At 62.8% G+C, this 24,818-nt stretch carries 25 protein-coding genes; 14 read left to right on the forward strand and 11 right to left on the reverse strand.

Features of this window, described 5'->3' with window-relative positions; all coding sequences use genetic code 11:
- Nucleotides 1–18: 18 nt before the first annotated feature.
- From QTJ18_RS05305 to ltnD, 4 genes are read right to left on the reverse strand one after another with little or no spacing between them, the layout of a single operon-like run.
- Nucleotides 19–783, reverse strand: coding sequence for a hydroxypyruvate isomerase family protein (locus QTJ18_RS05305; protein WP_252753056.1), 765 nt, complete (start codon nt 781–783; stop codon nt 19–21).
- 2 nt (nt 784–785) lie between these two features.
- Nucleotides 786–1,436, reverse strand: coding sequence for a 3-oxo-tetronate 4-phosphate decarboxylase (otnC, locus tag QTJ18_RS05310; RefSeq protein WP_252753055.1), 651 nt, complete (start codon nt 1,434–1,436; stop codon nt 786–788).
- The gene (otnK, locus tag QTJ18_RS05315; RefSeq protein ID WP_252753054.1) at nt 1,433–2,713 is read right to left on the reverse strand and encodes a 3-oxo-tetronate kinase; all 1,281 of its coding nucleotides are present in this window, start codon (nt 2,711–2,713) and stop codon (nt 1,433–1,435) included. The genes otnC and otnK overlap by 4 nt, the downstream gene beginning before the upstream one ends.
- Nucleotides 2,714–2,716: 3 nt before the next feature.
- Nucleotides 2,717–3,625 carry an L-threonate dehydrogenase gene (ltnD, locus tag QTJ18_RS05320; RefSeq protein WP_301557744.1) on the reverse strand — a complete coding sequence of 303 codons (909 nt, stop codon included), beginning with the start codon at nt 3,623–3,625 and terminating at the stop codon, nt 2,717–2,719.
- Nucleotides 3,626–3,795: 170 nt separating this feature from the next.
- Between ltnD and QTJ18_RS05325 the strand changes: the two genes are divergently transcribed.
- The 6 genes from QTJ18_RS05325 to QTJ18_RS05350 all read left to right on the forward strand — a co-directional run bounded on the left by QTJ18_RS05325 (nt 3,796) and on the right by QTJ18_RS05350 (nt 10,334).
- Nucleotides 3,796–4,827: a LacI family DNA-binding transcriptional regulator gene (locus tag QTJ18_RS05325; protein ID WP_252753052.1), complete on the forward strand. Its 1,032-nt coding sequence runs from the start codon at nt 3,796–3,798 to the stop codon at nt 4,825–4,827.
- 202 nt (nt 4,828–5,029) lie between these two features.
- Nucleotides 5,030–5,992: a galactofuranose ABC transporter, galactofuranose-binding protein YtfQ gene (gene ytfQ / locus QTJ18_RS05330; RefSeq protein WP_252753051.1), complete on the forward strand. Its 963-nt coding sequence runs from the start codon at nt 5,030–5,032 to the stop codon at nt 5,990–5,992.
- Nucleotides 5,993–6,114: 122 nt separating this feature from the next.
- Complete coding sequence (locus QTJ18_RS05335; protein WP_252753050.1) at nt 6,115–7,635, forward strand: sugar ABC transporter ATP-binding protein; 1,521 nt, start codon at nt 6,115–6,117, stop codon at nt 7,633–7,635.
- Nucleotides 7,632–8,633 carry an ABC transporter permease gene (locus tag QTJ18_RS05340; protein ID WP_252753049.1) on the forward strand — a complete coding sequence of 334 codons (1,002 nt, stop codon included), beginning with the start codon at nt 7,632–7,634 and terminating at the stop codon, nt 8,631–8,633. The genes QTJ18_RS05335 and QTJ18_RS05340 overlap by 4 nt, the downstream gene beginning before the upstream one ends.
- Before the next feature lies 1 nt (nt 8,634).
- The gene (yjfF, locus tag QTJ18_RS05345; RefSeq protein WP_252753048.1) at nt 8,635–9,615 is read left to right on the forward strand and encodes a galactofuranose ABC transporter, permease protein YjfF; all 981 of its coding nucleotides are present in this window, start codon (nt 8,635–8,637) and stop codon (nt 9,613–9,615) included.
- Nucleotides 9,612–10,334, forward strand: coding sequence for a FadR/GntR family transcriptional regulator (locus QTJ18_RS05350; protein ID WP_252753047.1), 723 nt, complete (start codon nt 9,612–9,614; stop codon nt 10,332–10,334). Before yjfF ends, QTJ18_RS05350 begins: the two co-directional genes overlap by 4 nt.
- A 6-nt stretch (nt 10,335–10,340) precedes the next feature.
- Here QTJ18_RS05350 and QTJ18_RS05355 read toward each other — a convergent pair whose 3' ends face one another.
- Nucleotides 10,341–10,952 (reverse strand): TetR/AcrR family transcriptional regulator, encoded by a 612-nt coding sequence (locus QTJ18_RS05355; protein WP_252753046.1) that lies wholly within the window; start codon nt 10,950–10,952, stop codon nt 10,341–10,343.
- A 225-nt stretch (nt 10,953–11,177) separates the two neighbouring features.
- Between QTJ18_RS05355 and QTJ18_RS05360 the strand changes: the two genes are divergently transcribed.
- The 4 genes from QTJ18_RS05360 (at nt 11,178) to QTJ18_RS05375 (ending at nt 16,196) form a co-directional block, all read left to right on the forward strand.
- Nucleotides 11,178–11,657: a (2Fe-2S)-binding protein gene (locus tag QTJ18_RS05360; RefSeq protein ID WP_252753045.1), complete on the forward strand. Its 480-nt coding sequence runs from the start codon at nt 11,178–11,180 to the stop codon at nt 11,655–11,657.
- A complete protein-coding gene (locus QTJ18_RS05365) occupies nt 11,650–12,669 on the forward strand; it encodes an FAD binding domain-containing protein (protein WP_252753044.1) in 1,020 nt (339 codons plus the stop codon). The genes QTJ18_RS05360 and QTJ18_RS05365 overlap by 8 nt, the downstream gene beginning before the upstream one ends.
- Nucleotides 12,666–14,957, forward strand: coding sequence for a xanthine dehydrogenase family protein molybdopterin-binding subunit (locus QTJ18_RS05370; RefSeq protein WP_252753043.1), 2,292 nt, complete (start codon nt 12,666–12,668; stop codon nt 14,955–14,957). Before QTJ18_RS05365 ends, QTJ18_RS05370 begins: the two co-directional genes overlap by 4 nt.
- Before the next feature lie 180 nt (nt 14,958–15,137).
- On the forward strand, nt 15,138–16,196 hold the full coding sequence (locus QTJ18_RS05375; protein ID WP_252753042.1) for an LLM class flavin-dependent oxidoreductase: 1,059 nt from the start codon (nt 15,138–15,140) through the stop codon (nt 16,194–16,196).
- A 5-nt stretch (nt 16,197–16,201) separates the two neighbouring features.
- On the opposite strand, the gene QTJ18_RS05380 is transcribed toward QTJ18_RS05375, so the two are convergent.
- Nucleotides 16,202–17,656, reverse strand: coding sequence for an aminotransferase class V-fold PLP-dependent enzyme (locus tag QTJ18_RS05380; RefSeq protein WP_252753041.1), 1,455 nt, complete (start codon nt 17,654–17,656; stop codon nt 16,202–16,204).
- Nucleotides 17,657–17,756: 100 nt separating this feature from the next.
- On the opposite strand from QTJ18_RS05380, the gene QTJ18_RS05385 reads away from it, so the two are divergent.
- From QTJ18_RS05385 to QTJ18_RS05395, 3 genes are all read left to right on the forward strand, one after another.
- A complete protein-coding gene (locus QTJ18_RS05385; protein ID WP_252753040.1) occupies nt 17,757–18,236 on the forward strand; it encodes an Lrp/AsnC family transcriptional regulator in 480 nt (159 codons plus the stop codon).
- A gap of 156 nt (nt 18,237–18,392) precedes the next feature.
- The gene (locus QTJ18_RS05390) at nt 18,393–18,788 is read left to right on the forward strand and encodes an acyl-CoA thioesterase (RefSeq protein WP_252753039.1); all 396 of its coding nucleotides are present in this window, start codon (nt 18,393–18,395) and stop codon (nt 18,786–18,788) included.
- A 103-nt stretch (nt 18,789–18,891) separates the two neighbouring features.
- The gene (locus tag QTJ18_RS05395; protein ID WP_252753308.1) at nt 18,892–19,668 is read left to right on the forward strand and encodes a DUF1194 domain-containing protein; all 777 of its coding nucleotides are present in this window, start codon (nt 18,892–18,894) and stop codon (nt 19,666–19,668) included.
- A gap of 103 nt (nt 19,669–19,771) precedes the next feature.
- On the opposite strand, the gene QTJ18_RS05400 is transcribed toward QTJ18_RS05395, so the two are convergent.
- The 4 genes from QTJ18_RS05400 to QTJ18_RS05415 form a co-directional block, all read right to left on the reverse strand.
- Nucleotides 19,772–20,551 (reverse strand): SDR family oxidoreductase, encoded by a 780-nt coding sequence (locus QTJ18_RS05400; RefSeq protein WP_252753038.1) that lies wholly within the window; start codon nt 20,549–20,551, stop codon nt 19,772–19,774.
- A gap of 129 nt (nt 20,552–20,680) precedes the next feature.
- Entirely contained in the window at nt 20,681–21,118 is a 438-nt protein-coding gene (locus QTJ18_RS05405) for a metal-dependent phosphohydrolase (protein ID WP_252753037.1), read from the reverse strand.
- A 131-nt stretch (nt 21,119–21,249) separates the two neighbouring features.
- Nucleotides 21,250–21,459, reverse strand: a complete 210-nt coding sequence (locus QTJ18_RS05410; protein ID WP_252753036.1) for a hypothetical protein — start codon at nt 21,457–21,459, stop codon at nt 21,250–21,252.
- Between the two features lie 9 nt (nt 21,460–21,468).
- A complete protein-coding gene (locus tag QTJ18_RS05415; protein WP_252753035.1) occupies nt 21,469–21,660 on the reverse strand; it encodes a hypothetical protein in 192 nt (63 codons plus the stop codon).
- Nucleotides 21,661–21,808: 148 nt separating this feature from the next.
- Here QTJ18_RS05415 and QTJ18_RS05420 point away from each other — a divergent pair, with 148 nt between their 5' ends.
- Nucleotides 21,809–23,482, forward strand: coding sequence for a glycoside hydrolase family 13 protein (locus tag QTJ18_RS05420; protein ID WP_252753034.1), 1,674 nt, complete (start codon nt 21,809–21,811; stop codon nt 23,480–23,482).
- A gap of 6 nt (nt 23,483–23,488) precedes the next feature.
- Here QTJ18_RS05420 and atzF read toward each other — a convergent pair whose 3' ends face one another.
- The gene (gene atzF, locus QTJ18_RS05425) at nt 23,489–24,811 is read right to left on the reverse strand and encodes an allophanate hydrolase (RefSeq protein WP_252753033.1); all 1,323 of its coding nucleotides are present in this window, start codon (nt 24,809–24,811) and stop codon (nt 23,489–23,491) included.
- Nucleotides 24,812–24,818: the final 7 nt, after the last annotated feature.

Genomic DNA, 24,818 nt, shown 5'->3' on the forward strand with positions numbered 1-24,818 from the left:
TAGCCAGAGGGGCGGCAATCATCGCAGCACCGCCATCCAGCCAAGCCCGGCTTCCACCGCGCCCTGCGGCCGGTATTCAGCGCCGATCGGTGCGCTGTAGCCAAGCCTCGCCACCATCTTAAGGATATGCCGGTAATCCACTTCGCCGCTGTCCGGCTCGGCGCGGGAGGGGACGGCGGCGATCTGGATATGCCCGATGATCGGCATAAGCTGCTCCAGGCGGCGGGTCAGGTCGCCCTCAATGATCTGAATGTGGTAGCAGTCGAACATCAGCTTCAGATTCGGCTTGCCGATGGCGCCGATGATCTCGCAAGCCTGGGCGCTCGAAGCCAGGAAGTAACCCGGCGCGTCGTAAGGATTGAGCGGCTCGATCAGAATGGTCTTGCCACAGGCTTCGGCCAGATCGCAGGCATAGGCGAGATTGTCGACAAAGACCTGTCGGGCGGCATCGCCTTCAGCCTTTCCGGCCATGACATGGATGTTTGGCGTTCCGATCGCTTCGGCATAGGCGATCGCCTGGCGGATTGCCGCGCGAGCCTCGTCGATGCGATCCGGCAGGGCGCTCAACCCATTGTCGCCATCCGCAACATGTCCCCGGACAGTGTTCAGCCCAAGCATTGCCAGGCCCGTTTCATCCAGTGCACGCCGCACCTCCACCGCGGGAACGGCATAGGGCCAATGGCATTCCACGGCATCGAAGCCGGCTTTTCTCGCGGCGCGGATGGCATCGGGCAGCGGAAGCTCCTGCCAGAGAAAACCGAGATTGGCGGAGAACAGGGTCATGATCAGTCCCACTCCACGTCAAAGCGGCGGACGATGTCACCAACTTGCTCTTGCGATAACAGGCGCGGCTGCAGGCCACGGGTTAGTAGCGCGAGCTTTGCGGTTTCCTCCAATTCCTCGACCGCATAGACCGCCGCATGCAGGTCCTTGGCCGCAACAACCGGACCGTGATTGGCCAGCATGACCGCAGACCGCTTGCCAGCCAGGCCTCGAATGGCATCGCCCATGGCCGGATCGCCCGGAATGAAGAAGGGAAGCAGCTTCACCTTGCCCAGTTTCATGATCGAATAGGCCGTCAGCGGCGGCAGCATATTGTCCGGATCGACATCCGGAAGCATTGAGAGCGCAACGGAATGGCAGGAATGGAGGTGCACCACGGCCCCTGTTCTCGCCGGACGCGTCTCGTAGAAGGCCTGGTGGAGAGGCATTTCCTTGGTCGGACTGTCGCCGCCCACCAGGCGACCCTCGCCGTCGAACAGCGAGAGCCTGGCGGGATCCAGCAATCCGAAGGAACTGCCGGTCGGCGTCACCAGCAGTCGGCCGTCCGAAAGCCTGGCGGAGATATTGCCGGATGAGCCACCGGTGAGGCCGCGATCGAAAAGCGATCGCGCCATGCGGCAGATATCCTCGCGTAGCCGTGCCTCCTCGCTCATCCTGCCTCCAACGCCTCGAAAGCATCGGCAAAAAAGGTTTCGCGGCCAAAATTTCCGGATTTCAGGGCCAGGGCAATGGGGGCGCCGCCCGCCAGGGCATAGGTCCAGGGGACACCCGGCGCGATCTCCCGCCCGACCTGCAGTCGGCGAACCGCCAGGGCGCGGGTCACCGCGCCGGATGTCTCGCCCCCTGCGATGACGAACCGGCGCACCCCGACTTGCAGCGCGTGCTTGGCAAGATCAGCCAGAGCATCCTCGACCAGGTCGCCAGCCCTTCCGGCCCCCAGTTGCTGCTGAGCCGCGCGAACTTCCTCCGGTTCCGCAGTCGCGAATATGATCTTCGGGCTTTCCGGGTCCTGGTCGTCCAGCCAGCGTCGGGCTTCATCGGTGCCTTGCTCGGCCAGACGCAGGGGATCAAGCCGGAAACTGGCGGCATGGCGGCAAAATTCCGCCACCTGCGACCGCGTCATGGCCGAACAACTGCCGGACAGGACCAGCCGCCCCCCGGTCGGCGGTGTGCGCGCGGCGGCAGGCATCCGCCCGCCGGCCGGCAGTGCTCCGGCGGCCTGCAGCAGATGCGGCAGGGGAGAAGCGAGAGCGCTGCCACCGGTGATCAGCGGCCAGTCAGCGACAGCAGCGGCAATGGTGTCCAGATCGCTGTCAGCCACAGCATCGACGATCACATGCGCAACGCCCTGCGTCTTCAGATCCGCGAGCCGGCCACGCAATGCCTCGACGCCCGCGGCCACCGCATGGCGATTTGCGAGCCCGACCCGACCCTGCACCTGCGGCGCCAGCAGCCGTAAAAGGCTTGAATCCCGCATCGGCGTCAGCGGATGATCCTTCATCGGGCTTTCATCCAGCGGTTGCTCGCCAACGAAAAGATGGCCCATGAAAATGCTTCGCCCATTTTCGGGAAAGGCCGGGCAATAGATCGTCTGCGCCGCCTCGAGATCGGCCATCAGGGCCTCGGCAACCGGCCCGATATTGCCGGCAGGCGTACTGTCGAAGGTCGAGCAATATTTCCAGTAGATGCGGGTGGCGCCCTGCTGCCGCAGCCAGCGCAGAGCCTGCCTTGCCTCGTCGATGGCCTGCTCGACAGGCTGCGTGCGGATCTTCAGGGCAACAATCTCGATTGGCGACGGCGCCTCGGCTGTTTCCTCCGGCTGCGGCAGTCCCATGCGCAAGCCAACCGGAACGCCGCTGCGCGCCAAAAGGCCGGCAAGATCCGTCGCGCCCGTAAAATCATCGGCAATGGCGCCAAGGACAATGCTCATCGCCTACTCCATGCCCGGGAGCCGCACACCGCTCCGGCCCGCCAGAATCTTGGCCACAGCGGCATCGTCTTCCCGCCCCAGACCCTGATCTGCGGCATCCTTGAACAGGGCAAGAGCTGCGGCGCTCAGTGGCGTTGCCGCTCCCTGCCCTGCCGCTTCCGACAGAACGATGCCAAGATCCTTGACGAAGATATCCACCGCCGAGCGCGGCTCGTAATCGCCATGGACGATATGCGGTCCCCGATTGGTAAACATCCAGGAAGCGCCGGCCGACACCGAAATCACATCGAAGACAGTCTGGAGGTCCAGGCCGGCCTTGGCGGCAAGCGTCAGAGCTTCGGCGGTTGCGGCAATGTGCACGCCAGCCAGCAACTGGTTGATCATCTTGACCTTGGAGCCGAGACCGATTTCCTCTCCCAGCCGGAAGACCTTGCTCGCAACCGCATCGAGCGCCGGCGCGGCCAGGTCGAAAGCCTCGGCGGCACCGGAGCCCATGATGGTCATCTCACCAGACAGCGCCTTCAGATGCCCCCCTGACACCGGAGCATCGATGACCCGCATGCCCGTCTGAGCCAGGCGTCCGGCAATTTCCATGGTGACGCTCGGCGCCATTGTCACGCAGAGCAGAAACACCGTGCCCGACCCCGCCGCCTCAAGTGCACCGCCTGGGCCAAACAGCACGCTGTTTGCCTGATCCGAATTGACGACGAAAACGAAAACGACCTCGCTTGCCGGCGCCTGCCCGGCGCTCTCGTAAGCTTCGCCGCCGGCCGCGCGGAAACGATCCAGCACATCGTGACGGATATCGACGCCGCGCACCGTGAAGCCTGCCCGAAGCAGCGATACGGCTGCGCCCCAGCCCATCGACCCGAGGCCGATCACTGTTGCAGTTCTGGTTGACGCCACTCCCATTCCTCCCTCTGGTCGCTGCGCAACATTTCCCTGTGACCGGCCTCGACGCCTGTGGTATCGATACCGGTATCGGTAACGTAGGATCAATGGACGGGATCTGTCAACACAGCTTGCGCGGCTTACGCGTCTTCCGGCCACTCGATCCGCCTCGAGATTGAAGAAGGCAGGGCATGCACAAACCGACCCTGGAACAGGTGGCCGCGGCTGCAGGCGTGAGCAAAATGACCGCCTCACGGGCCTTGCGCGGCGCACCGGATGTCTCGCCGGAAAGCTTGCGCAAGGTGCGCGAAGCGGCGGAGCGCATCGGCTATGTCGGAAACCAGCTGGCGCTTTCCCTCTCGTCACGGCGAACCAATCTGATCGGCGTCGTCGTGCCGACCATGGCCAATGTCGTTTTCCCGGAGGTTCTGGCAGGCATCAGCACTGCGCTCGAGGGAAGCGGGATGCAGGCAGTGTTCGGACTGTCTGAATATGATGTGGAAAAGGAGCATGACGTCATCCGCGCCATGTTGTCCTGGCGCCCTGCCGCGATGATCGTGACGGGTCTCGACCAGCCGGAGCGCACGACCCGGCTGCTGCGCCAGGCTGAAACACCGATCGTCCAGATCATGGATCTCGATGGCGAACCGATCGAATTCGGTGTCGGCCTGTCCCATACAGCGGCGGGCCGGGACATAGCCCAGGCGCTGCTGGCGGCCGGCAGACGCCGCTTCGGCTATATCGGCTGCGGAACAGGCCGGGACCTGAGAGCCGGCAAGCGCAGACAGGGTTTTGAGGAAAGCCTTGCCGCGGCGGGTCTCCACTGGCTGGCGGAGGAAACCGACCCCGATCTCTCCTCGATCAGTCTCGGCAAGACGCTCACCCGGCGACTGCTCGAACGGCAGAAGGACCTCGATTGCCTCTATTATTCCAATGACGACATGGCGGCCGGCGGCGCCTTCGCCTGTATGGAACTGGGCATGGCCGTTCCGGAAAAGATCCTCATCGCCGGGTTCAACGGCCTCGAAATCGCGCAGTCACTGCCCGTGCGAATTGCGACCTCGCAATCTCCGCGGCGCCAGATCGGCGAAACCGCCGCGCGGCTTGCGCTCAAGGCTCTCACACCCGAGCGCAGCAGGCTCGACCGTATCGTCGCCTTCGAAACCCACATCCTGCTCTCCGACGCGGGTCCACGCGACTTGACGAAACTTAAGGGAGCTTGACGCGGCTCAAGATTGCTCTTGGCATTTCCAGCCCTGCTTTTGCCGGATCTACATCCGGCCTCGAGAATAGAAGGGCCGCTTCGCATGCGCTATGCTGCGATGCACAATATAAAATCGTACTTTTTGCCTTTACAAGGCTGTGAGGCAATAGTAGTACTAATGCCAGGCGCCGTGGAGGCGGCGTCTTTTCAGGGAGGACACCATGAATAGTTTACGCAGGCTTGCGCTGAGCGCAAGCATGATCGCGCTGTGCTGCACTGCAGCATCCGCTGCCGACATGACGGTCGGCTTCTCGCAGATCGGGTCGGAATCCGGCTGGCGTGCGGCTGAAACCTCGGTCACCAAGCAGGAAGCCGAGAAGCGCGGCATTACGCTGAAGTTCGCCGATGCGCAGCAGAAGCAGGAAAACCAGATCAAGGCGATCCGCGGCTTCATCGCGCAGGGCGTCGATGCCATCCTCGTCGCGCCGGTGGTTGCGACGGGCTGGGAAGAAGTCTTGAAGGAAGCCAAGGAAGCCAAGATCCCGGTGGTTCTGCTCGACCGCGGCGTCGATGCTCCGCAGGATCTCTACCTGACCTCGGTCGCCTCTGACCAGGTCAAGGAAGGTCGCGTGGCCGGTGAATGGCTTGCCAAGCAGGTCGGTGACAAGCAGTGCCGCGTTGTGGAACTGCAGGGCACCGTTGGCTCGACCCCGGCCATCAACCGCAAGAAGGGCTTCGAGGAAGCCATTGCCGGGCACAAGAACATCAGCATCGTGCGCAGCCAGACCGGCGACTTCACCCGTTCCAAGGGCAAGGAAGTCATGGAAGGCTTCCTGAAGGCTGAAAATGGCGGCAAGGACATCTGCGCCATGTATGCCCATAATGACGATATGGCCGTTGGCGCCATCCAGTCGATCAAGGATGCCGGCCTGAAGCCCGGTACCGACATTCTGGTCGTCTCGATCGATGCCGTTCCGGACATCTTCGCGGCCATGATGAACGGCGAGGCCAATGCGACTGTCGAGCTCACGCCGAACATGGCCGGCCCGGCTTTCGATGCGCTCGATGTCTTCAAGGCCTCCGGCAAGGAGCCTGAAAAATTCATCATCACCGAGTCCAAGCTCTATACGCCCTCCGATGATCCGAAGGGTGAGTATGAGCGCCGCAAAGGCCTCGGCTACTGAGGCATGACGGGAGCGGAGCCGCACAGCGCGGCTCCGTTTCCTGCTCTGCGGCCGCCGGGCGGGCGGCCCTGCTTGCGATGAGCGGCATGATGAATGGTCCTGACGGGTGGATTTGACGAACAATGGCAATTGACCAGGAGGTGGTGCTCGAAGCCCGAGGCATCACCAAGACTTTCGGCAATCATGCGGCGCTGAAAGGTGTCGACATCAGCTTGCGGCGGGGCGAGATCCACGCGCTGCTGGGCGAGAACGGCGCAGGCAAATCCACGCTGATCAAGATCCTGACCGGCGCTTACACACCGGATGGCGGCACGATTTCGCTCGACGGGCAACCGGTCTCCTTCACGACACCGCAACAGGCGCAGTCGCTCGGCATCGGCACGGTCTACCAGGAGGTGAACCTGCTGCCCAACATGACCGTCAGCGACAATCTGTTCATTGGCCGCCAGCCGAGCGCCTATGGAATGGTCAATCGCCGGGCGACCGACGAGATGGCGCGCGAAGTGCTGGCTCGCTACGGCCTTGATCTCGATGTCCGCTCGGAACTCTCGACGCATTCCGTCGCCGTGCAGCAGATCGTCGCGATTGCCCGCGCTGTCGAACTGTCCGGCAAGGTGCTGATCCTCGACGAGCCGACGGCAAGTCTCGACCGGCACGAAGTCACGAAACTCTTCGAGACCATTCGCAGCCTCAAGGCGCGGGGTCTCGCCATCGTTTTCATCACGCATTTCCTGGACCAGGTGTTCGAATTGTCCGACAGGGTCACGGTCCTTCGCAATGGGGCGCTGATCGGCACCGAAGAAATCGACGGGCTGGATCGCACCGGCCTCGTGCGCATGATGCTCGGCAAGGATCTCGTTCCGCATCACCATACGGCAATCGAGGGAACGGCCGAAGGCGGCGAAACGCTGATGTCGGTGCGCGGGCTTGGCCTGACCGGCAAGGTGCAGCCGCTCGATCTCGACATCCGCAAGGGCGAAGTCATCGGCGTTGCTGGCCTTCTCGGCTCGGGCCGCACGGAAATGGCGAGGTTGATGTTTGGCATCGACGTGGCCGATAGCGGCGGCCTGCACATTGACGGGCAAGAGCGGGTGGTGCGCTCGGCACGTGACGCCGTGGAACTCGGTTTCGGCTTCTGTCCGGAGGACCGCAAGGCCGACGGCATTTTCGGCGAGCTTTCCGTGCGCGAGAATATCGTGATCGCCATGCAGGCCCGGCTCGGCTGGTTCCGCGCGCTCAATCACGACGAACAGATGGAAATCGCCGGCAATTTCATCGAGGCGCTCGATATCCGGACGGCCTCGGCCGACCTGCCGGTCAAGCTTCTATCCGGCGGCAACCAGCAGAAGGTCATTCTGGCGCGCTGGCTGGCGACCGATCCACGCTTCCTGATCCTCGACGAGCCGACCCGCGGCATCGATGTCGGCGCCCATGCGGAAATCGTGCGGATGATCAGCCGGTTGCGGGAAGACGGTCTGGCGCTGGTGGTCATCTCCTCGGAGCTGGACGAAATCGTCAGCTATTCCTCGCGCGTGGTGGTCATGCGCGACCGGGCCATGGTGGCCGAGCTGGAAGGTTCCGACATCACGCCCTCCAGGATCGTTCAGACCATTGCCGGCCAGACCGAGGAGATCCCGGCATGAGACGCTTGAGCCTGAATGACCTTGCCAAGCCTCAGCTTCTGGCACTGGCCTGTATCCTCATCCTCAACTGGCTGGCATTCCCCGGCTTCTTCAACGTCACCTGGCAGGACGGCCGGCTGTTCGGCAGCCTGATCGACGTGATCAATCGCGGCGCGCCGGTCGCCATTCTTGCAGTCGGCATGACGGCAATCATTGCGACGCGCGGCGTGGATCTGTCGGTCGGCGCGGTCATGGCGGTCTCCGGTGCCGTCGCCGCCACCTTCGCGGTCGCCGGCCACTCGCTGATCGTCACGCTGGCGGCTGCCCTTCTCGTCGGGATTGCCTGCGGTCTCTGGAACGGCGCATTGGTGGCGCTTCTCGGCATCCAGCCCTTCGTCGCCACCTTGGTGCTGATGGTCGCCGGACGCGGCGTCGCGCAGTTGATCACGGAAGGATCGATCGTCACCTTTTCCGATCCGGCATTGATCTTTGTCGGCACCGGCTCGCTGTTCGGTCTGCCCATGCCGGCGGTCATCGCGCTTGTCTTGATGGTCAGCGCGCATCTCATCATGCGGCGCACCGCGATCGGCCTGTTTGTCGAGGCGATCGGTACCAATCTGTCTGCGGCCACTTATACGGGCCTGCGAACGCGAACGGTCATTCTGTCGCTCTACGCCTTCGGTGGCTTCTGCGCCGGACTGGCGGGCGTGATTGCCGCTGCCGATATTCGCGGCGCCGATGCCAATAATGCCGGCCTCTGGCTGGAACTCGACGCCATCCTGGCGGTGGTCATCGGTGGAACCTCGCTGATGGGAGGCCGATTCTCCATCCCCATGTCGGTCCTCGGCGCCATGATCATCCAGGCGATGAACACCGGCATTCTCGTCTCCGGCCTGCCGCCGGAATTCAACCTCATCGTCAAGGCCAGCGTCATCATTCTCATCCTGTTGATGCAGTCCGATCGTATCGCCGAGCTCGTTAGCCGGCGCTTCAGCCGCATCCGGTCAGGAGGCAAGTGAGATGAACCCGCGTTACCGCCCGCTGGCCGCCACCACCATCATCTTCATCGTCGCCTATGCCATCTGCATCTGGCAGTATCCGACGATGTGGTCGACACGCGTGCTCGGCAATTTCCTGACCGACAATGCCTTTCTCGGCATTGCCGCCGTCGGCGCCACCTTCGTCATCATATCCGGCGGCATAGACCTGTCCGTCGGCGCCGTGGTCGGCCTTGCCGGCGTCCTCTCGGCCGTCCTGATCACGAAACTCGGCCTGCATCCGTTCGTCGCCTTCACCACCGTCCTGACCGTCTGTGCCGCCTTCGGTGCGGCCATGGGATCGGCCATCCACTTCCTGCGCGTGCCGCCCTTCATCGTGACGCTTGCCGGCATGTTCATGGCCCGCGGCCTTGCATCGATCCTGACCCAGGATTCGATCCCGATCGATCACGAGGTCTACCGGACCATTTCCAGCCTCTTTATCCGCCTGCCGGGCGGCGGACGTCTCAGCGCCATCGGCCTTCTGATGCTCGCCGTCTTCCTGGTGGGAGGGCTGATCGCCCACAAGACCCGCTTCGGCTCCTATGTCTATGCATTGGGCGGAAACCCGACCTCCGCCGCCCTGATGGGCGTGCCGGTTGCCCGCACGACGATCGGCATCTACGCGCTTGCTTCGTTTCTTGGCGGGCTTGCCGGTATCGTCTATTCCCTCTACACATCCTCCGGCTATCCGCTTGCAGCGGTCGGCATGGAACTCGATGCTATTGCGGCCGTCGTGATCGGCGGGACTTTGTTGACGGGCGGCTATGGTTTTATCTTTGGGACCCTTATCGGCGTCATGTTGCAGGGCCTCGTCCAGACCTACATCGTCTTTGACGGAACCTTGTCCAGCTGGTGGACGAAGATCGCCATCGGTCTGCTCCTCTTCATGTTTATCCTGCTGCAGAAGCTGGTATTTTCGGCACAGGGACGGCGACCGAGGATGAGGAAAGCCCCCGCATGATCGAACCGGGGAGCCTTCTTCGCTCCCTTACCGAGCGAACTGCAGCCCGCAATTTCCAGTCGCGCGTGATCCATGAAATCGGCGCCGGCGTCGTATCGGGCCGCTTTGCAATTGGCGGAACGCTTCCCAATGACGCTGCGCTCATGGACGAATTCGGTGTCTCGCGCACCGTCTTGCGGGAGGCGCTGAAGACCCTGGAGGCCAAAGGCCTGCTGGAAGCACGGCCGAAGGTCGGCACGAAAGTCGCCAAGAAAAGCCGTTGGAACATCTATGATCCGCAGGTTCTGGCTTGGCATCTGACAGCGCCGCCGGATCGCGACTTCCTGACCGGTCTCGGCGAGGTTCGCCGATCGCTGGAGCCGCTCGGCGCCGCCCATGCCGCGCATCGCCGCAGTTCGGAACAGGTCCGCCTGATGCGCTATTGGGTTCAGCAGATGGAGACCAGCCTGGATCAGGCCAGCGCTTTCAGCCTTGCCGACTTCGAATTGCACAGGCTTGTCGCGGAAGCCTCCCGCAACCCCTTCATCCGCGGCTTGAACGGGGTGATCGAGCTGTCGCACGCCTTCGCCTATCTCAAGCCCGTCAACCATCCGGATGAGGCGGATCTGCGTCCGGCTCTGCTGCTGCACCGCGCGCTCGTCACGGCGATCGAACAGGGCGATGAGCAGGCCGCACAACAGGCAATGCTCGATGTCATTGCCTATGAACAGGTTCTATAGGCTTCCTCAGCCAAGCTTCGGGCGGCGCAACCCGTCCATCAGGAGATCGATCAGCCGGTGCGCACGTTTGCGCCATTCGGGCGTGTCCGGGATCGAGTAGATGCTCGACAAGGCGTGCAGCACGTCTTCCGTTTCCATATCGCTGCGCACCGTGCCGTCGGCCACGGCTTTCTGCAGCAGGTCGTTGAGCGCGTTGCGCAAGAGAGCGGCGCCATCGGTGAACATGCAGGAATTGGAGGTCACCAGCAGTTTCAGGCTGCTCGCCATGCCGCGCTTGGTCGCCATATAGCTCACGAAGCGATGCATCCATTCCTCCAGCGCCTTGTCGGACGCCTCCCGATGGGAGAGCTCGTCGGCGGCAATCGACAGAAGCTCCAGTTCCCTCCGGTACACGACTTCGACCAGATGTTCGCGGGTGGGAAAATGGCGATAAAGCGTGCCGATGCCGACCCCTGCCCGACGCGCGATATCTTCCAGGGAGGCGCCGGACCCGTTTTCGGAAAAAGCCTCTGCCGCAACCGCAGCCAATCGGTCCCGGTTGCGCTGTGCATCGGCGCGCAAGCGCGGCTTCTGGTCTTTCGGCGTTTCCGGCCTGCATCCCGGCGGGGAGGTGGTCAAATCACTGCTCCAGACAAAAGGCACTTGACGAAACCACGCAAGCCCCTAATTTAAACGGAGGCGCCTCCGTTTATCTGGAGTGCCCTGCACTCCTTAAGTCAAAGGGGCAGGCCTGTCATCCGCCAAGACGACACAGCCCCTTTCTTGCCATTTAGGTCCTGGCCGCTCCGTGGCCAGCCAATTTCGCTAAAAATTCGACTTCGTGACGAGAAGCAGGAGCTTATCATGACACGGACCATAAGGCTTTCCCTCGACATCAACGGGAAATCCCACACGCTTGAGGTCGAGCCGCGGGTGACGCTGCTGGATGCTCTGCGCGACCATGCCGGACTGACCGGCACGAAAAAGGGCTGCGACCAGGGACAATGCGGTGCCTGCACCTGCCATGTCGACGGCAAACGCGTCCTGTCCTGCCTGACGCTGGCAGCCCAGGTCGAAGGTCACGCTATCACCACGATCGAGGGTCTTTCCTCCGAGGGCGGCGATCTGCACCCGGTTCAGCGAGCCTTTATCGAGCACGACGCCTTCCAGTGCGGCTATTGCACGCCGGGACAGATCATGTCCGCCGTCTCCTGCATCCGCGAGGGACATGCCGGATCCGACGACGAAATCCGCGAATACATGTCCGGAAATCTCTGTCGTTGCGGAGCCTATAACAGCATTGTCGCGGCCGTGCGCGAAGCTGCGGAGATGAACGATGCTTGATTTCTCCTATTCCCGCGCCGGCTCCGCTGCCGAGGCCGCTGACCGCATGAAGGAAGACGGCGTTTCCGTTCTCGCAGGCGGAACGACACTTCTCGATCTCGCCAAATGCGGCGTGGAGCGGCCCAATGCGGTGATCGATATCACCCATCTGAGCGGTCTCGACACCATCGCGGTCGACGAGACAGGGGCCCGCATCGGCGCCCTGGCGACGATGAGCCGTGTCGCCGATCATCCCGAGATCCTGAAGAGCTTTCCAGCGGTCGCACAGTCGCTGTCGCTCGCCGCGTCCGCCCAGTTGCGGAACATGGCGCGAATCGGCGGCAATCTTTTGCAAAGGACACGCTGTCCTTATTTCCGCGACCCGGTGACCTTTGATGCCTGCAACAAGCGCAAGCCGGGCTCCGGCTGTTCGGCCATCGGCGGCGTTACCCGCAATCACGCCGTTCTCGGCACGAGCGAACATTGCATCGCCACCTATCACGGCGATCTGGCTGTGGCACTCGCAGCCTTCGATGCGGTGATCGAAACCGATCGCCGGACGATCGCGATCGACGATTTCTTCCTGACGCCCGGCGACCGGCCGGATCGGGAGACCGTGCTGGAGCGCGGCGAACTGATCACCGCTATTGCGATTCCATCGTCCCCGGCCGCCCGGAATTCGCTCTATCTCAAGGTCCGGGATCGCCAGTCCTACGAATTTGCAGCGGCAAGCGCCGCTGTCGGCCTGGAGCTCGAAGCGGACGGGCAGACGATCCGGGATATTCGCATCGGCCTTGGCGGTGTCGCCACAAAGCCGTGGCGGGCCAGCGCCATCGCGATGGCGCTGACGGGCAAGCGGTTGGACCGCGCTACGATCGACGCGGCGAGCCGTCTCTCCGTCGAGAGTGCCGTCTCTTACGGCGGCAACAGCTACAAGATCGCGCTCATGCCGCGTGTGGTGACCCGTGCCATTCTGACACTGGCGACAGCGCTCAACCCGCAACTGACATCGCAGCTGGGAGAACGTCCATGACGATCATTCAACCTCAAAAACACGGCCAGGCTGCGGATGGCGCTGTCGGCGGCCGACTGTCTCGCTTCGAGGGCCGGCTGAAGGTCACGGGAGAGGCGACCTATGCGCTCGAATACCCGTTCGACACGCTCGCCCATGCGGTTCTTGTCCAGAGCACGATCGCCAGCGGAGAGGTCCTCAAGGTGGAAACCGAGCGCGCCCGCGCCATGCCGGGCGTGCTCCTGGTTCTGACGCCGGACGATGATCTCGGCTTGAAGGCTTCGGCCGACTGGCAGGGCAATCCGCCGGAAGATGGCCCCTATCACGCCCTGCCCCGCAAGGTGCAGTTCAATGGCGAGACCATTGCCGCCGTGATCGCCGAAAGCCGCGAGCAGGCGGCGGAGGCGGCGAGGGCCATCACAGTCACCTATGCCGAGACACCCGGCATTGCCAGCCTTGACGACGCGCAGGCCGGCGACGGCAAACTGCTGGAGCAGCTCAGCGCAGCCTGGGGCGACGCCGATGCCGCTCTGGCCGCCGCCGCAGTGACCATCGAAGGGGAATACCGCACGCCCCGCGAATATCATTGTGCCATGGAGCCGCACGGCCTGACGGCGGCCTGGGACGGCGACCAGTTGACCATCTGGGAGCCCAGCCAGTGGTCGCACGGCATGGCGCGGATGTATGCGGAATGGTTCTCGCTGCCGACGGACAATGTGCGCATCGTCTCGCCCTTCATCGGTGGCGGCTTCGGATCGAAGGGGCAGCCGCTGGCCTTTGGCGCAGTCGCGGCCGCGGCGGCGCGAAAACTTGGGCGCCCTGTGCGGCTTGCCGTAACGCGGCCGCAGAACTTCACCAGCTATGGCGGACGCGCCGCAACGCGCCAGAGGCTGTCATTGGGCGCCAATAGGGACGGGATCCTGCAGGCCATCATCCATCGTGGCGCGAGCGAGACATCCGTCTATGCCGATGTCCCCGAACAGACCGGCGCCGCGACGCCTATTCTCTACAAGGTCGAGAACTTCTCCTCGCAGTCCCGCATTGTCCCGGTCAATACCGTCAGTCCGGGCGCCCTGCGCGGACCGGGCAAGAATCCGAGCGCCTTCGGCATCGAAAGCGCGATGGATGAGCTGGCCCATGCCCTGAACATGGACCCCCTGGAGCTTCGCCTGAAGAACGATGCCGATCATGACTACCAATCCGGCAAGCCCTGGTCCACGCGCCGGCTGCGGGAGGCTCTGATCGAAGGCGCAGAGGCGTTCGGCTGGTCACGGCGAAGCCATGCGCCGCGGTCCATGCGCAACGGGCGCAAACTTGTGGGCTGGGGGATCGGCTGCGGCACTTTCCCGGTCATTCGCGCGCCGAGCGAGGCGATGATCCGCATCCTGGCCAATGGCCGGGTCGAAGTCGTCAGCGGCTCCATAGATATGGGCCAGGGCACCTATACGATCCTGGCGCAGACCGCATCGGAAGCGCTGGGGGTTCCTGTCGAGCAGGTGGACGTGCTGCTGGGCGATTCCCGCCTCCCCGGCTCGGCCATCGCCGGAGGGTCGATGCTGGCAGGCTCCATCACCGGGGCGGTGCACAAGGCAGCGCAGGCCGCGCGCGACGAGGTGATCGGCCTTGCGCTCAGCCATGCCGGTTCGCCCTTCCGGGATACCGGCGCCAATACGCTGACCATCCAGAATGGCCGGATCACGATCTCGCGCGAGGACGGCCCCTCTTTGGACCTTGCCCAGTTGATGTCGGCTCTGGGCCGGGAGGCCATCGAAATACGCCGCAATACCTTGCCCGATGACGCGCAATCGCCGCAGGATCAGCAGAAGGCCTGGGGCACCATGGCACGGGTACAGGGGCCGACCATGGGCGATTACTCCATGCACAGCTGGTGCGCTCACTTTGCGGAAGTGGAAGTGGATGAGGATTTCGGCACCGTGCGTGTCTCCCGCATGGTCTCCGCCTTCGACTGCGGCCGGCTCTACAACCCGAAACTGGTGGAAAGCCAGTGGCGCGGCGGTATTATCATGGGCATTGGCCAAGCACTGCTGGAGGAAGGCCTGATCGATATGCGCAATGGCCGGACGATCAACAATAACTTCGGCGATTACCTCGTCCCCACAAATGCCGACATTCCCAACATTCAAGTCATCTCCGTCGGAGAACCCGATCTGAACGCCTCGGCGCTGGGCGGCAAGGGCGTCGGCGAAGTCGGAATTGTCGGTGTTGCGCCAGCCATTGCCAATGCCGTCTTCCACGCCACCGGCAAACGGGTCCGCGACCTGCCGATCACGCTGGAAAAGCTGATCTGACGCCTTCCGTCCGGCCGCCGCCCTATCGGTAGCGGCCGGACTTTTTCGGTCAGCTGCACCGCGACACCTCGCAATCCGCGAATTCCATTCTAATCTTGATGCGGGTCGCGCATTTCCGTTTCTTAACCGGCGCGGGCCGGCCTGCTAGCACAGTCTCCGGAACCGATGGAGAAGATGCGCATGACGAGATCCTGTGAAGTGGCGTGGTTTTCCGCCCTCTGCGACGATGATTACGAATTTCTCGGCGTGCCCGATCCCAAACTCCTTTCAAGTTTCGAACATTGCCGGGACATCGTCCTGCAGGCGGAAAGCGGCGGTTTCGACAATATCCTCCTGCCATCCGGCTACACACTCGGCATCGATACGACGGCTTTCGCCGCGGCCATGGCTGCCTTGACAAAGCGTATCCGTCTGCTGATGGCAGTGCGGATGGGCGAAGCCTGGCCGCCGCAGCTTGCTCGACAGATCGCCACGATCGACCAGATGGCGGGCGGGCGGCTCGCCATCAATATCATTTCCAGCGATCTGCCGGGCGAAACCCTGGCCAGCGGCCCGCGCTATGCGCGCACCATCGAGGCAATGGCCATCCTGCGCAGTCTGCTCAATGGCGAGAGTGTCGATCACCAGGGCAGCTTCTGGTCGCTGAAGGTCGATCCGCCGCGCATCCGCACCGTCAGCGGAAGATGTCCCCTCTTCTATTTCGGCGGCCTTTCCGAAGATGCCCGCGAGGCGGCGGCTGCCGGTGCCGACGTCTATCTGATGTGGCCGGACACGCTTGCCGCGGTGAAGGCAACCATCGCCGACCTCAAAGCCCGCGCCGCCAGACGCGGCCGCTCGCTGCGTTTCGGCTACCGCGTCCATGTCGTGGTACGGGAAACGGAAGAGGAGGCAAGGCTTGCGGCGGACCGCCTTCTGTCAAAGCTTGACGATGCAACCGGCGCCGCCATTCGGGCCAAATCACTCGACAGCCAATCGGTCGGCGTCCGCCGCCAGGCGCAATTGCGCGAGAGCGCCAGTCAGGAAGGCTATGTCGAAGACAATTTGTGGACCGGCATCGGCCGGGCACGCTCGGGCTGCGGCGCTGCCATTGTCGGCGACCCCGACCAGGTCCTGAAAAAGCTCGCCGCCTATCAGGCGGAGGGAATCGAAGCGTTCATTCTGTCAGGCTATCCGCACAGCCGCGAAGCCGACCTCTTCTCGCGCTATGTCCTTCCGAGACTCGATCACGGGCTTTTGTGAGATCCTTATGCAGCCTGGGGGAAGAAGATCGCCCGGGCCGCATCGAATCCATAGCGCGACCGGTAACCGGCGGCCTCGTCTGCCAAGCGGCAAACGCTGTCCAAAATGAAGTCCACCTTGTCCGGGCGCAGAAGCACGGAGAGGTTCAGCCTTGTGAAACCCGGCTTTTCCATCTCCTCGCCGGACAGGATGGCATCGCGCATGCGGGCCGATTCCTGCGGCGAGATCTCAAGAAGCCGATGGACATAGGGGCCGGCACAGGCGCAGCCGCCGCGCGCCTGGATGCCATAGCAATCGGACAAAAGCCGCGTCACCAATTGCTGATGCACATGGCCTCCGGCGCCGTCGCGCAGGCGAAACGAGAAGATCGGCAGTCGCTGCGGCGATGCCGGGCCCAGCAACTGGATGCGCGGATGCGCGCTCCATGCCGATAGGGCACGCGCCGTCAGTTGGCGGTTGGTCGTCTCCATCCGTTCAATGCCGATGGCCGACTTGACGAGGAAAGCGAGCGCCGCGCGAATATCACCCACGACATTGGGCGTGCCGGCCTCCTCCCGCGCCTCCAGGCTCGCGGCATAATCATGGCCCTGTGCCGAAACAAAGCGCACGGTGCCGCCGCCGCTCCAGACCGGCCTGTCCCGAACCACTGCGTCGCGCCGGACGATCAAGATGCCCGATGCGCCCGGACCGCCGATGAACTTGTGCGGCGAGACGACGATGGCATCGATGTCGGCACCCTGCTCCGGCTCCATGCTGATCGGTAGATAGGGCCCGCCGCCGGCATAATCCCAGACCATCAGTGCGCCTGCCTCCTTGACCATACTTGTCAGCGCCGCAATGTCGGAGACGATTCCCGTCACGTTGGACGCGGCGGAGAAGCTGCAGATGACGCGGTCGACATCGCCGGACCGGGCGAGCACCTCTGCCAGATGCTCGCGGTCCGGACCACCCGCCGCATCCTCCTTGATCTCGACCACTTCGGCGCCGCTTTCCCGCCAGGGCAGGATATTGGAATGATGTTCATAGGGGCCGATGACGACACGGCTTCGCGGCTGGTCGGCTCCCAGCAGGCTGACCAGGCGATTGATGCCGGCAGTGGCACCGGCACCGGCAAAGATGACCGCGTGACGCTCGTCGGCGCCACAGCAGCGGGCGATCACAGCCCGGGCCTCGCGGCGCATCCTGGTCATCATGCCGCCGCAGAAGGAGGCTTCCGTGTGGCTGTTCGCATAGTAAGGCAGCACCTCATTCAGCACGAACTGCTCGACCTGCATGACGGCACGGCCGGACGCAACGTAATCGGCATAGACCAGGGGCTTCTGGCCGAACGGACCGGCAACCACGGCATTGCGGCCGATGAGACCTTGCTCCAAGGCTGCCATAGGATCTCCGGTCGCCAGCAGCCCCTGATAGAAGCTGTGGAGATGATCTGTCGCCGTCCCGCTTGCCGAGCCTGTCATGCCGTTACCCTCGCGATTCTTTTGTGAGGATTAGGATAATCATTGCCAGGCGGTGAAATCATTGCCTATTTTGTTCGTCTTTGTAAGGAATGGTGGTCAAATGAACGATGAAGTCAAAGCGATCGACGCAATTGATCGCCGTATCCTGACTTGTCTCCAACGGGATGGGTCTCTCTCCCAGCGCGAACTGGCAGAAGAGGTTGGCCTGTCGCAGAACGCCTGCTGGCGCCGGCTCCAGAGGCTTCAGGAGGCGGGCATTCTCGGCCATACCCAGGCCAAGGTGGAGCTTTCCGCCATCGGACTGGATCTGACGGTCTTCGTCATGATCCGCACCCGCCACCATTCGAAGGAATGGGCGGAGAGCTTTCGACAGCATGTGGACCGCCTGCCGGAAGTGGTCGATTTCTATCGGATTGGCGGCGATTGGGATTATCTGCTCAAAGTCGTCACGCGCGGCATGCGCGGTTACGATGCCTTCTATCAGAAGCTTATCACCGGGTTCGACTTCTCGACCGTCACCGGCTTCTTCTCGATGGAAGCCATGCTCCAAAACAGACCGACGGACCTTACCCGCATCTGACGACACCACATTTAGCCGAGCGCACCGCCGGCTTTGGCGCTCGGGCGTGGTCGCTGCCCGGATGCAAGGCGGCCATGCGCAAGCATGGCTTGTCCCAACGCCTGCCTTCTTCCATTTTCGCATTCGATTGAAACGACGTGACGCAGGAGAGACAGGATGAGCGAGCGGACGGACGAATCCCTGCTTGAACCCAATGGAGAATTGACGCTGCGGACCCTGGCCATGCCGGCGGATGCCAATCCTGCCGGCGATATCTTCGGAGGCTGGGTCATGGCCCAGATGGATATTGCCGCCGGTATCGCCTCTTCGGAACGCGCCAAAGGCCGCACCGTGACCGCAGCGATGAAGGAGATGATCTTCCGTCACCCGGTCAAGGTCGGCGATACGCTGTGCATCTATACCCGTGTCATCCAGGTCGGACGGACCTCGATGACGCTCGCGGTGGAATGCTGGGTTCGCCGCCAGTATTCGCAGCAGCGGCAGAAGGTCACGGAAGCCGTCTTCGTCATGGTAGCACTGGACGATGAGGGCAAGCCGCGCCCGGTGCTTTAAGGCCAATCACCCAAACGTGAAGCGCTGCAGCGATCGCGCCATCGCCGTCCGTCCAAGCTGTGTTACAGTTCTGTGACGAAGACTGCTTGTGAGTGGAATCGTCATGCTCGCCACGCTTGCAATACTGTCCGCCCTGTCCACCTTGCCGGTTGCCGCTGCGGCCACATCAGGCAGCGAGGTGGACGTCGAACTGGTTCTGGCCGTCGACACGTCACGCTCCATGGATGATGAAGAAATGCGGGTGCAGCGCCAGGGCTATCTGCAGGCGCTGCAGCATCCGGATTTCATCAATGCCGTGCGTGGCGGGCTGATCGGCAAGATCGCCATCACCTATTTCGAATGGGCCGGCGAGGTCGATCGCGGCTCGGTGGTCGATTGGCAGGTCATCGAAACGGCAGAAGACGCCGCGGCCTTCGCCGACAAGCTGGCAGCGCGGCCGATCCAGTCGCAACGGCGGACCTCTATCTCCGCCGCCATTGCCTTCGGGGCGGAAATGCTGACGGGCAATGCCTACCAGGGCATGCGGCAGGTGATCGATGTATCGGGCGACGGTCCGAACAATGTCGGCCAGCCGGTGGAGCCGGTGCGCAATACGGCAGTCGAATCCGGTATCATCATCAACGGCCTGGCACTCATGTTGCGGCCATCCGGCACCGCCACCGGTCTGGATCGCTATTACGGCGACTGCGTGATTGGCGGGCCAGGCAGCTTCGTGCTGCCGGTGCATGACATTGCCGATTTCGCCACCGCCGTGCGGCGCAAGCTGGTGCTCGAAGTCAGCGGCGTAACACCGGATGCCCGCTTCCGCCGGATCGCTGCGGAGCCGAAGGTTGACTGCATGATGGGCGAGATGCAGTGGCGCGACTTCATGGACCGGTGATGCTGGGCGACCGTCAGGATATCCGGCGCATGATGCTGCCCTTTTGGCCGCCCCATCGTCGCACCCTCATTGTCTCCAGGCCTCCGGCGCACCACGGAGCTGATCAGCGCAGAAGGCCCTGCCCGCCATCGACATAGATCGCCGTGCCCGTGACATGGCGGGACTGGTCCGAGGCCAGGAACAGGATCACATCCGCGACATCGGAGGCCTTGCCCGGCTTGCCGTCGCTGACGGGGATCTGGCCTTCAGGAAAAGTGACCGGAATCTTGGTCTGCTCGACATGACGACGATTGGTGTTGTCGTCGATCTCCGTCTCGATCTCTCCGGGGCACACCGCGTTGACCCGGATGTGATGACGGCCCAATTCCAGCGCCAATTGCTTGCTGATCGCCACCTGCGCCGCCTTCGTGGCCGAATAGGCCGTCGCACCGGGCGAGGTGAATGTGCGATTGCCGTTGATCGACGAGACGATGACAATCGATCCGCCCGCCTTTTTCAGATGGGGAACGGCAATGTGCAAAGTGAGATAGGTTCCGCGCAGGTTGACGGCAATGGTCTTGTCGAATTCCTCGGGTTTCAGGTCGTCGATCGGTGCCCAGACGCCATTGATACCCGCATTGGCCACACAGATATCCAGGCCGCCGAAGTGACGGACAAGCTCGTCCACGGCAGAGCGCAAGGCGGTCTCATCCGACACATCAGCAGTCAGCGAAATCGCCTCCCCGCCGGCGGAGCGGATTTCCTCGGCTGCGGATTCGATCTCCTCCTTCGTGCGGCTGAGGAGCCCGACGCGGGCACCGGCTTTGGCCAACATCACCGCCGTGGCGCGCCCGATGCCGGATCCCGCGCCCGTAACCAGCGCAACCTTGCCATTCATCGTCATCGCATTCGTCTCCTGTCTGCCTGCATGATCCGGCTGGAACGACAGAGCGCCGTGCTTGTTCCAACGGCTTCATGGTCGGGATGTGACATCTGATCCTCGAGGCCGCAGTTCGCGGGGATACTGTCGACGTCATTGCCGCTGCTGGTTCAACTGTGCAAGAATGTGAAGGCCCTGCTCGTACTTGGAGCCGTCCCGCCCCAGGCGCTTCGCCTGTTCCAGATTGTCGATGAGATCGGCCTGCTTGACGGGACGCGCCAGCGGATTGGCGCAGGCGCGGCGGCAAAACGCCTCGTAATCTTCGCCCTCGCGCCTGGTCAAGGCATCCACGGCCGCGACGATATCATGAGAAAATCCGATGGCGTGAAGATCGTCGAGCGACCAGTCCTCTGCCTTTTCGATCACGTCATGCAGCAGAGCGACGATCTTTTCCTCATGTGTTTCCACGCGCCCGGCGACCCGGTAGACATGGTCGAGAAAGGCTTCGCCAGACCATTTCACCTGGCCCTCATGCGCCACCTGGGCGATCTTGCGAGCGCCTGCAAGCGATGGTTCGAATGTCGTGATCATGAACGGCCGCCCTTTCCCTCCGGCGCTGACGCCGCCCAAGCCTTCGGCGCGCCGGTTCCGGGTTTTGGCCGAGCCGGCTTCTCGCGGCTCGGCGGGTGCGTAAGCCTGGCATGGCAGCCTCAGGCTCGCAGTCAGGCAGGGTGGGATCCGCCGCCTTTTCGTCCCGGCTCATGATCATGATGGCGATCCTGCTCGCCACCACCGCCGGAAACGGTGGACCGTGTGCGGCGGTCCGGCGCGGCATCGGGTTTTCGCAGATCGAGCGGCGCCTTGGCATTCTCATGCGAGGAGCCCGGCCCACCCTGACGGATGGTATTGGGATGTTTCGTGGAAGTGCTCATTCTCTGTCCTCACCTGTCCTGCTGATAGCCCTGATGGGTGGTGTTGACCTTGATATTGCCCTGGCGGCCCTGCTGGCCGAAGTTCTTGGTCCCGGGATCGCTGGCCGCGCCATGCGCATCCTCTGCCTTCGCCTTCGCCGTCTCGCCAGGGCCTTTATGGCTGCGGTTGTCTTCGGGAATTGGGGGAAGTCGGCTGTTCATGTTCCTGCCTTCCTGTTGGTCTTTTTCTCTCGTTCATGCGTGAACGATACATCCCCAACCAGGGCGGCGGGGTGATGTTCCCCGGTTCTGCCCTATCTTGACCGGCAGATCGATGAGGACCGCGCAGAAGGAACGAGAAGGAACCCGAATGTTCGACGCCGACCGCAAGACGCCATCCAATAGCTTCGAGAGAAAATGGTGGCACGCCTCCACCGTCTACCAGATCTATCCGCGCAGCTTTGCCGACAGCAATGGTGACGGCGTGGGCGACATACCGGGCATCCTGTCCAAGCTTGATTATCTGGAACGGCTCGGCATCGACATCATCTGGCTCTCGCCGATCTATGCCTCGCCGATGGACGACAATGGCTATGACATTTCCAATTACCAGGATATCGCTCCGGAATTCGGGACGCTTGCCGATTTCGACCAGCTCCTCTCATCTGCGCGCGATCGCGGCATCGGCATCGTGCTGGATCTCGTCGTCAACCACACATCCGACGAGCACGACTGGTTTCGCCAGTCGCGCGCCGCGAAGGACAATCCGTTTCGCGATTTCTATATCTGGCGCGAGCCGGCCGCCGACGGCGGACCGCCCAATGACCTGCAATCCGTGTTTGGCGGCTCGGCCTGGGAGCTGGACCCCGCAACCGGCCAGTATTACCTGCACCTTTTCACCCGCCGTCAGCCGGATCTGAACTGGGAAAACCCTCGGGTGCGGCAAGAAATCTATGCGATGATGAACTGGTGGCTCGATCGCGGCATTGCGGGCTTCCGCATGGATGTGATCGATCTGATCGGCAAGCAGGTGGATCAGAAGATCACCAGCGACGGTCCGCATCTGCATGACTATCTCCAGGAAATGCACCGCGAAACCTTGGCGGGACGCAAGGTTCTGACCGTCGGCGAAACCTGGAGCGTGACGCCGGATTCGGCGCTTCTCTATTCCGGCCGGGACCGCCACGAATTGTCCATGGTGTTTCAGTTCGAGCATGTGACGCAGCGCTGGGACGAGACCTATGGCAAGTGGCGCTCCAAGCCCTTCGATCTCGTGGCGCTGAAAAGCGTTTTCTCGAAATGGCAGCAGGCGCTCTCGGATGATGGCTGGAACTCGCTTTTCTGGGGCAATCACGACTTGCCGCGCGCGGTCTCGCGCTATGGCGATGACAAGGGCTTCCCGGTCCAGTCTGCCAAGACGCTGGCTACGGTCCTGCATCTGATGAAGGGCACGCCTTATGTCTATCAGGGCGAAGAACTGGGCATGACGAATGTGCCGTTCAAGACGATCGAACAGTACAAGGACGTCGAGACCCTGAACATGCACCGCCTGCATCTGGATGCCGGTCTGTCACCGGAGGATTTCATCATCGGCGCCAATGAAAACAGCCGGGACAATGCCCGGACCCCGATGCACTGGACAAGCGGGCCGCATGGCGGCTTTACGACAGGCACTCCATGGATCGAGGCCAATGCCAATTTTTCCAGCGTGAATGCCGATCAAGGCACGGCCGACGTCAACTCCGTCTTCCACCACTATCGCAAATTGATAGAGTTGCGGAAGACGCATGACATCATCGTCTATGGCCGGTACCAATCCTTCCTCGACCAGCACCCCAATGCCTTCGTCTATACCCGCAGCCTCGGCGACGAGATCTTGATCGTCATCGCCAGTTTCTCGACCACGAGCTTTGAGCTGGAGCTTCCGACCGAATTGCAGGGACAGGGAAAGCCATTGATCTTCAACTATGATGCGGTGGATCGCCTGGGGTCGACGGTCACGCTCCAGCCATACGAATCCTTTGCGCTCCTGCGCAGAAGATAACGAGCGTCAGGCCGAGCGCCGCCCGGCCTCCAGGCGCTCGGCCATGGCTGCAAGCAGGCTGTCCGTGCCCGCACGGCCAACGAAGGTGATGCTGGCCGGCAGGCCATCGCCGCGAGTGGTGGAGGGCACGGATATGGCCGCCAGGTCGAGCAGGTTGACGAAGCTGGCATAGGTACCGAGATTGGTATTGTACAGAAGCGGTTCATCGGCGATGTCCGCGATTTTGTAGAAGCGGGGAATGGTCGGAACAACCAGGCAATCCAGAGCATCCAGCACTGGCTCAACGCGACGCGCCTCTGCCTTGAGCCGGTACAGGGCGTCGAAGGCATCGGCCGCCGAAATCGTCGTCGCGCCGCTGATGATGCCGAAGGTGACCGGCAGCAGGGCGGACGGGTTGCTCTCGATGAAGGTGCGGATCGCGGCATAACGCTCTGCCACCCAAGGTCCTTCATAGAGCATGCGCGAGACGGCGTGGAAGGGTTCGAAATCAATCTCCACCACCTCGAAGCCCAGGGCGGAGAGAAGCTTCAGATCCGCGTCGAAGGCCGCCTCGGCCGCCTGATCGCCGAAGAACTGCCTTTGATCCTTTCTCGGCACACCGGCCTTGAGACGCGGCGGCAAAACATTCGGGAACAGGGCGTCATAGCGGCGCGAAAAAGGATCATCTTCATCGAAAGCGCCGATGACCTGCAGAACCTTGAAGGCCAGGGAGGTCTCCCGCGCGAAGATGGAGACCGTATCGAGCGTTCGGCAGGCGGGCACGACGCCACGTGACGAGACAAGGCCGAGCGACGGCTTGAGCCCGACGATCCCGTTCATTCCGGCGGGGATGCGGCCGGAGCCGGCGGTATCCGTCCCGAGCGAGAAATCGACGAGACCTCGCGCAACCGCAACCGCCGAGCCTGAACTGGAGCCGCCTGGCACCAGATCCGTCCGCAGCGCGTTTGGCGCAATGCCGAACGGCGAGCGCACGCCCGTCAGTCCAGTGGCGAACTGCTCCATATTCGTCTTGCCGACCAGGATCGCGCCGGCCTGTTGCAGGCGCTCCACAACGGTTGCAGAATGCTGCGGCACATAGGCAAAGGCAGGGCAGCCGGCAGTGGTCGGAATGCCCTGCACATCGATATTGTCCTTGACGGCAAACAGCATGCCGTAGAGCGGCTTGTCTGCCGGACCGGCCATCTCTATCTGCGCTGCCTCCTCCAACGCCACCTCGCGCTTTCTCAGGGCGGTGAAGGTTGCGCGGCTGCGCAGGGGCTCCAACTGGGCCAGAAAATCCGCCGTCTTATGCTGGGGAAGTGTGGGATGCGCTGTGATGTCGGACGGCATGGACAAA

Origin of the sequence: Rhizobium sp. SSA_523 (assembly GCF_030435705.1) — a bacterium.
Classification (GTDB): domain Bacteria; phylum Pseudomonadota; class Alphaproteobacteria; order Rhizobiales; family Rhizobiaceae; genus Neorhizobium.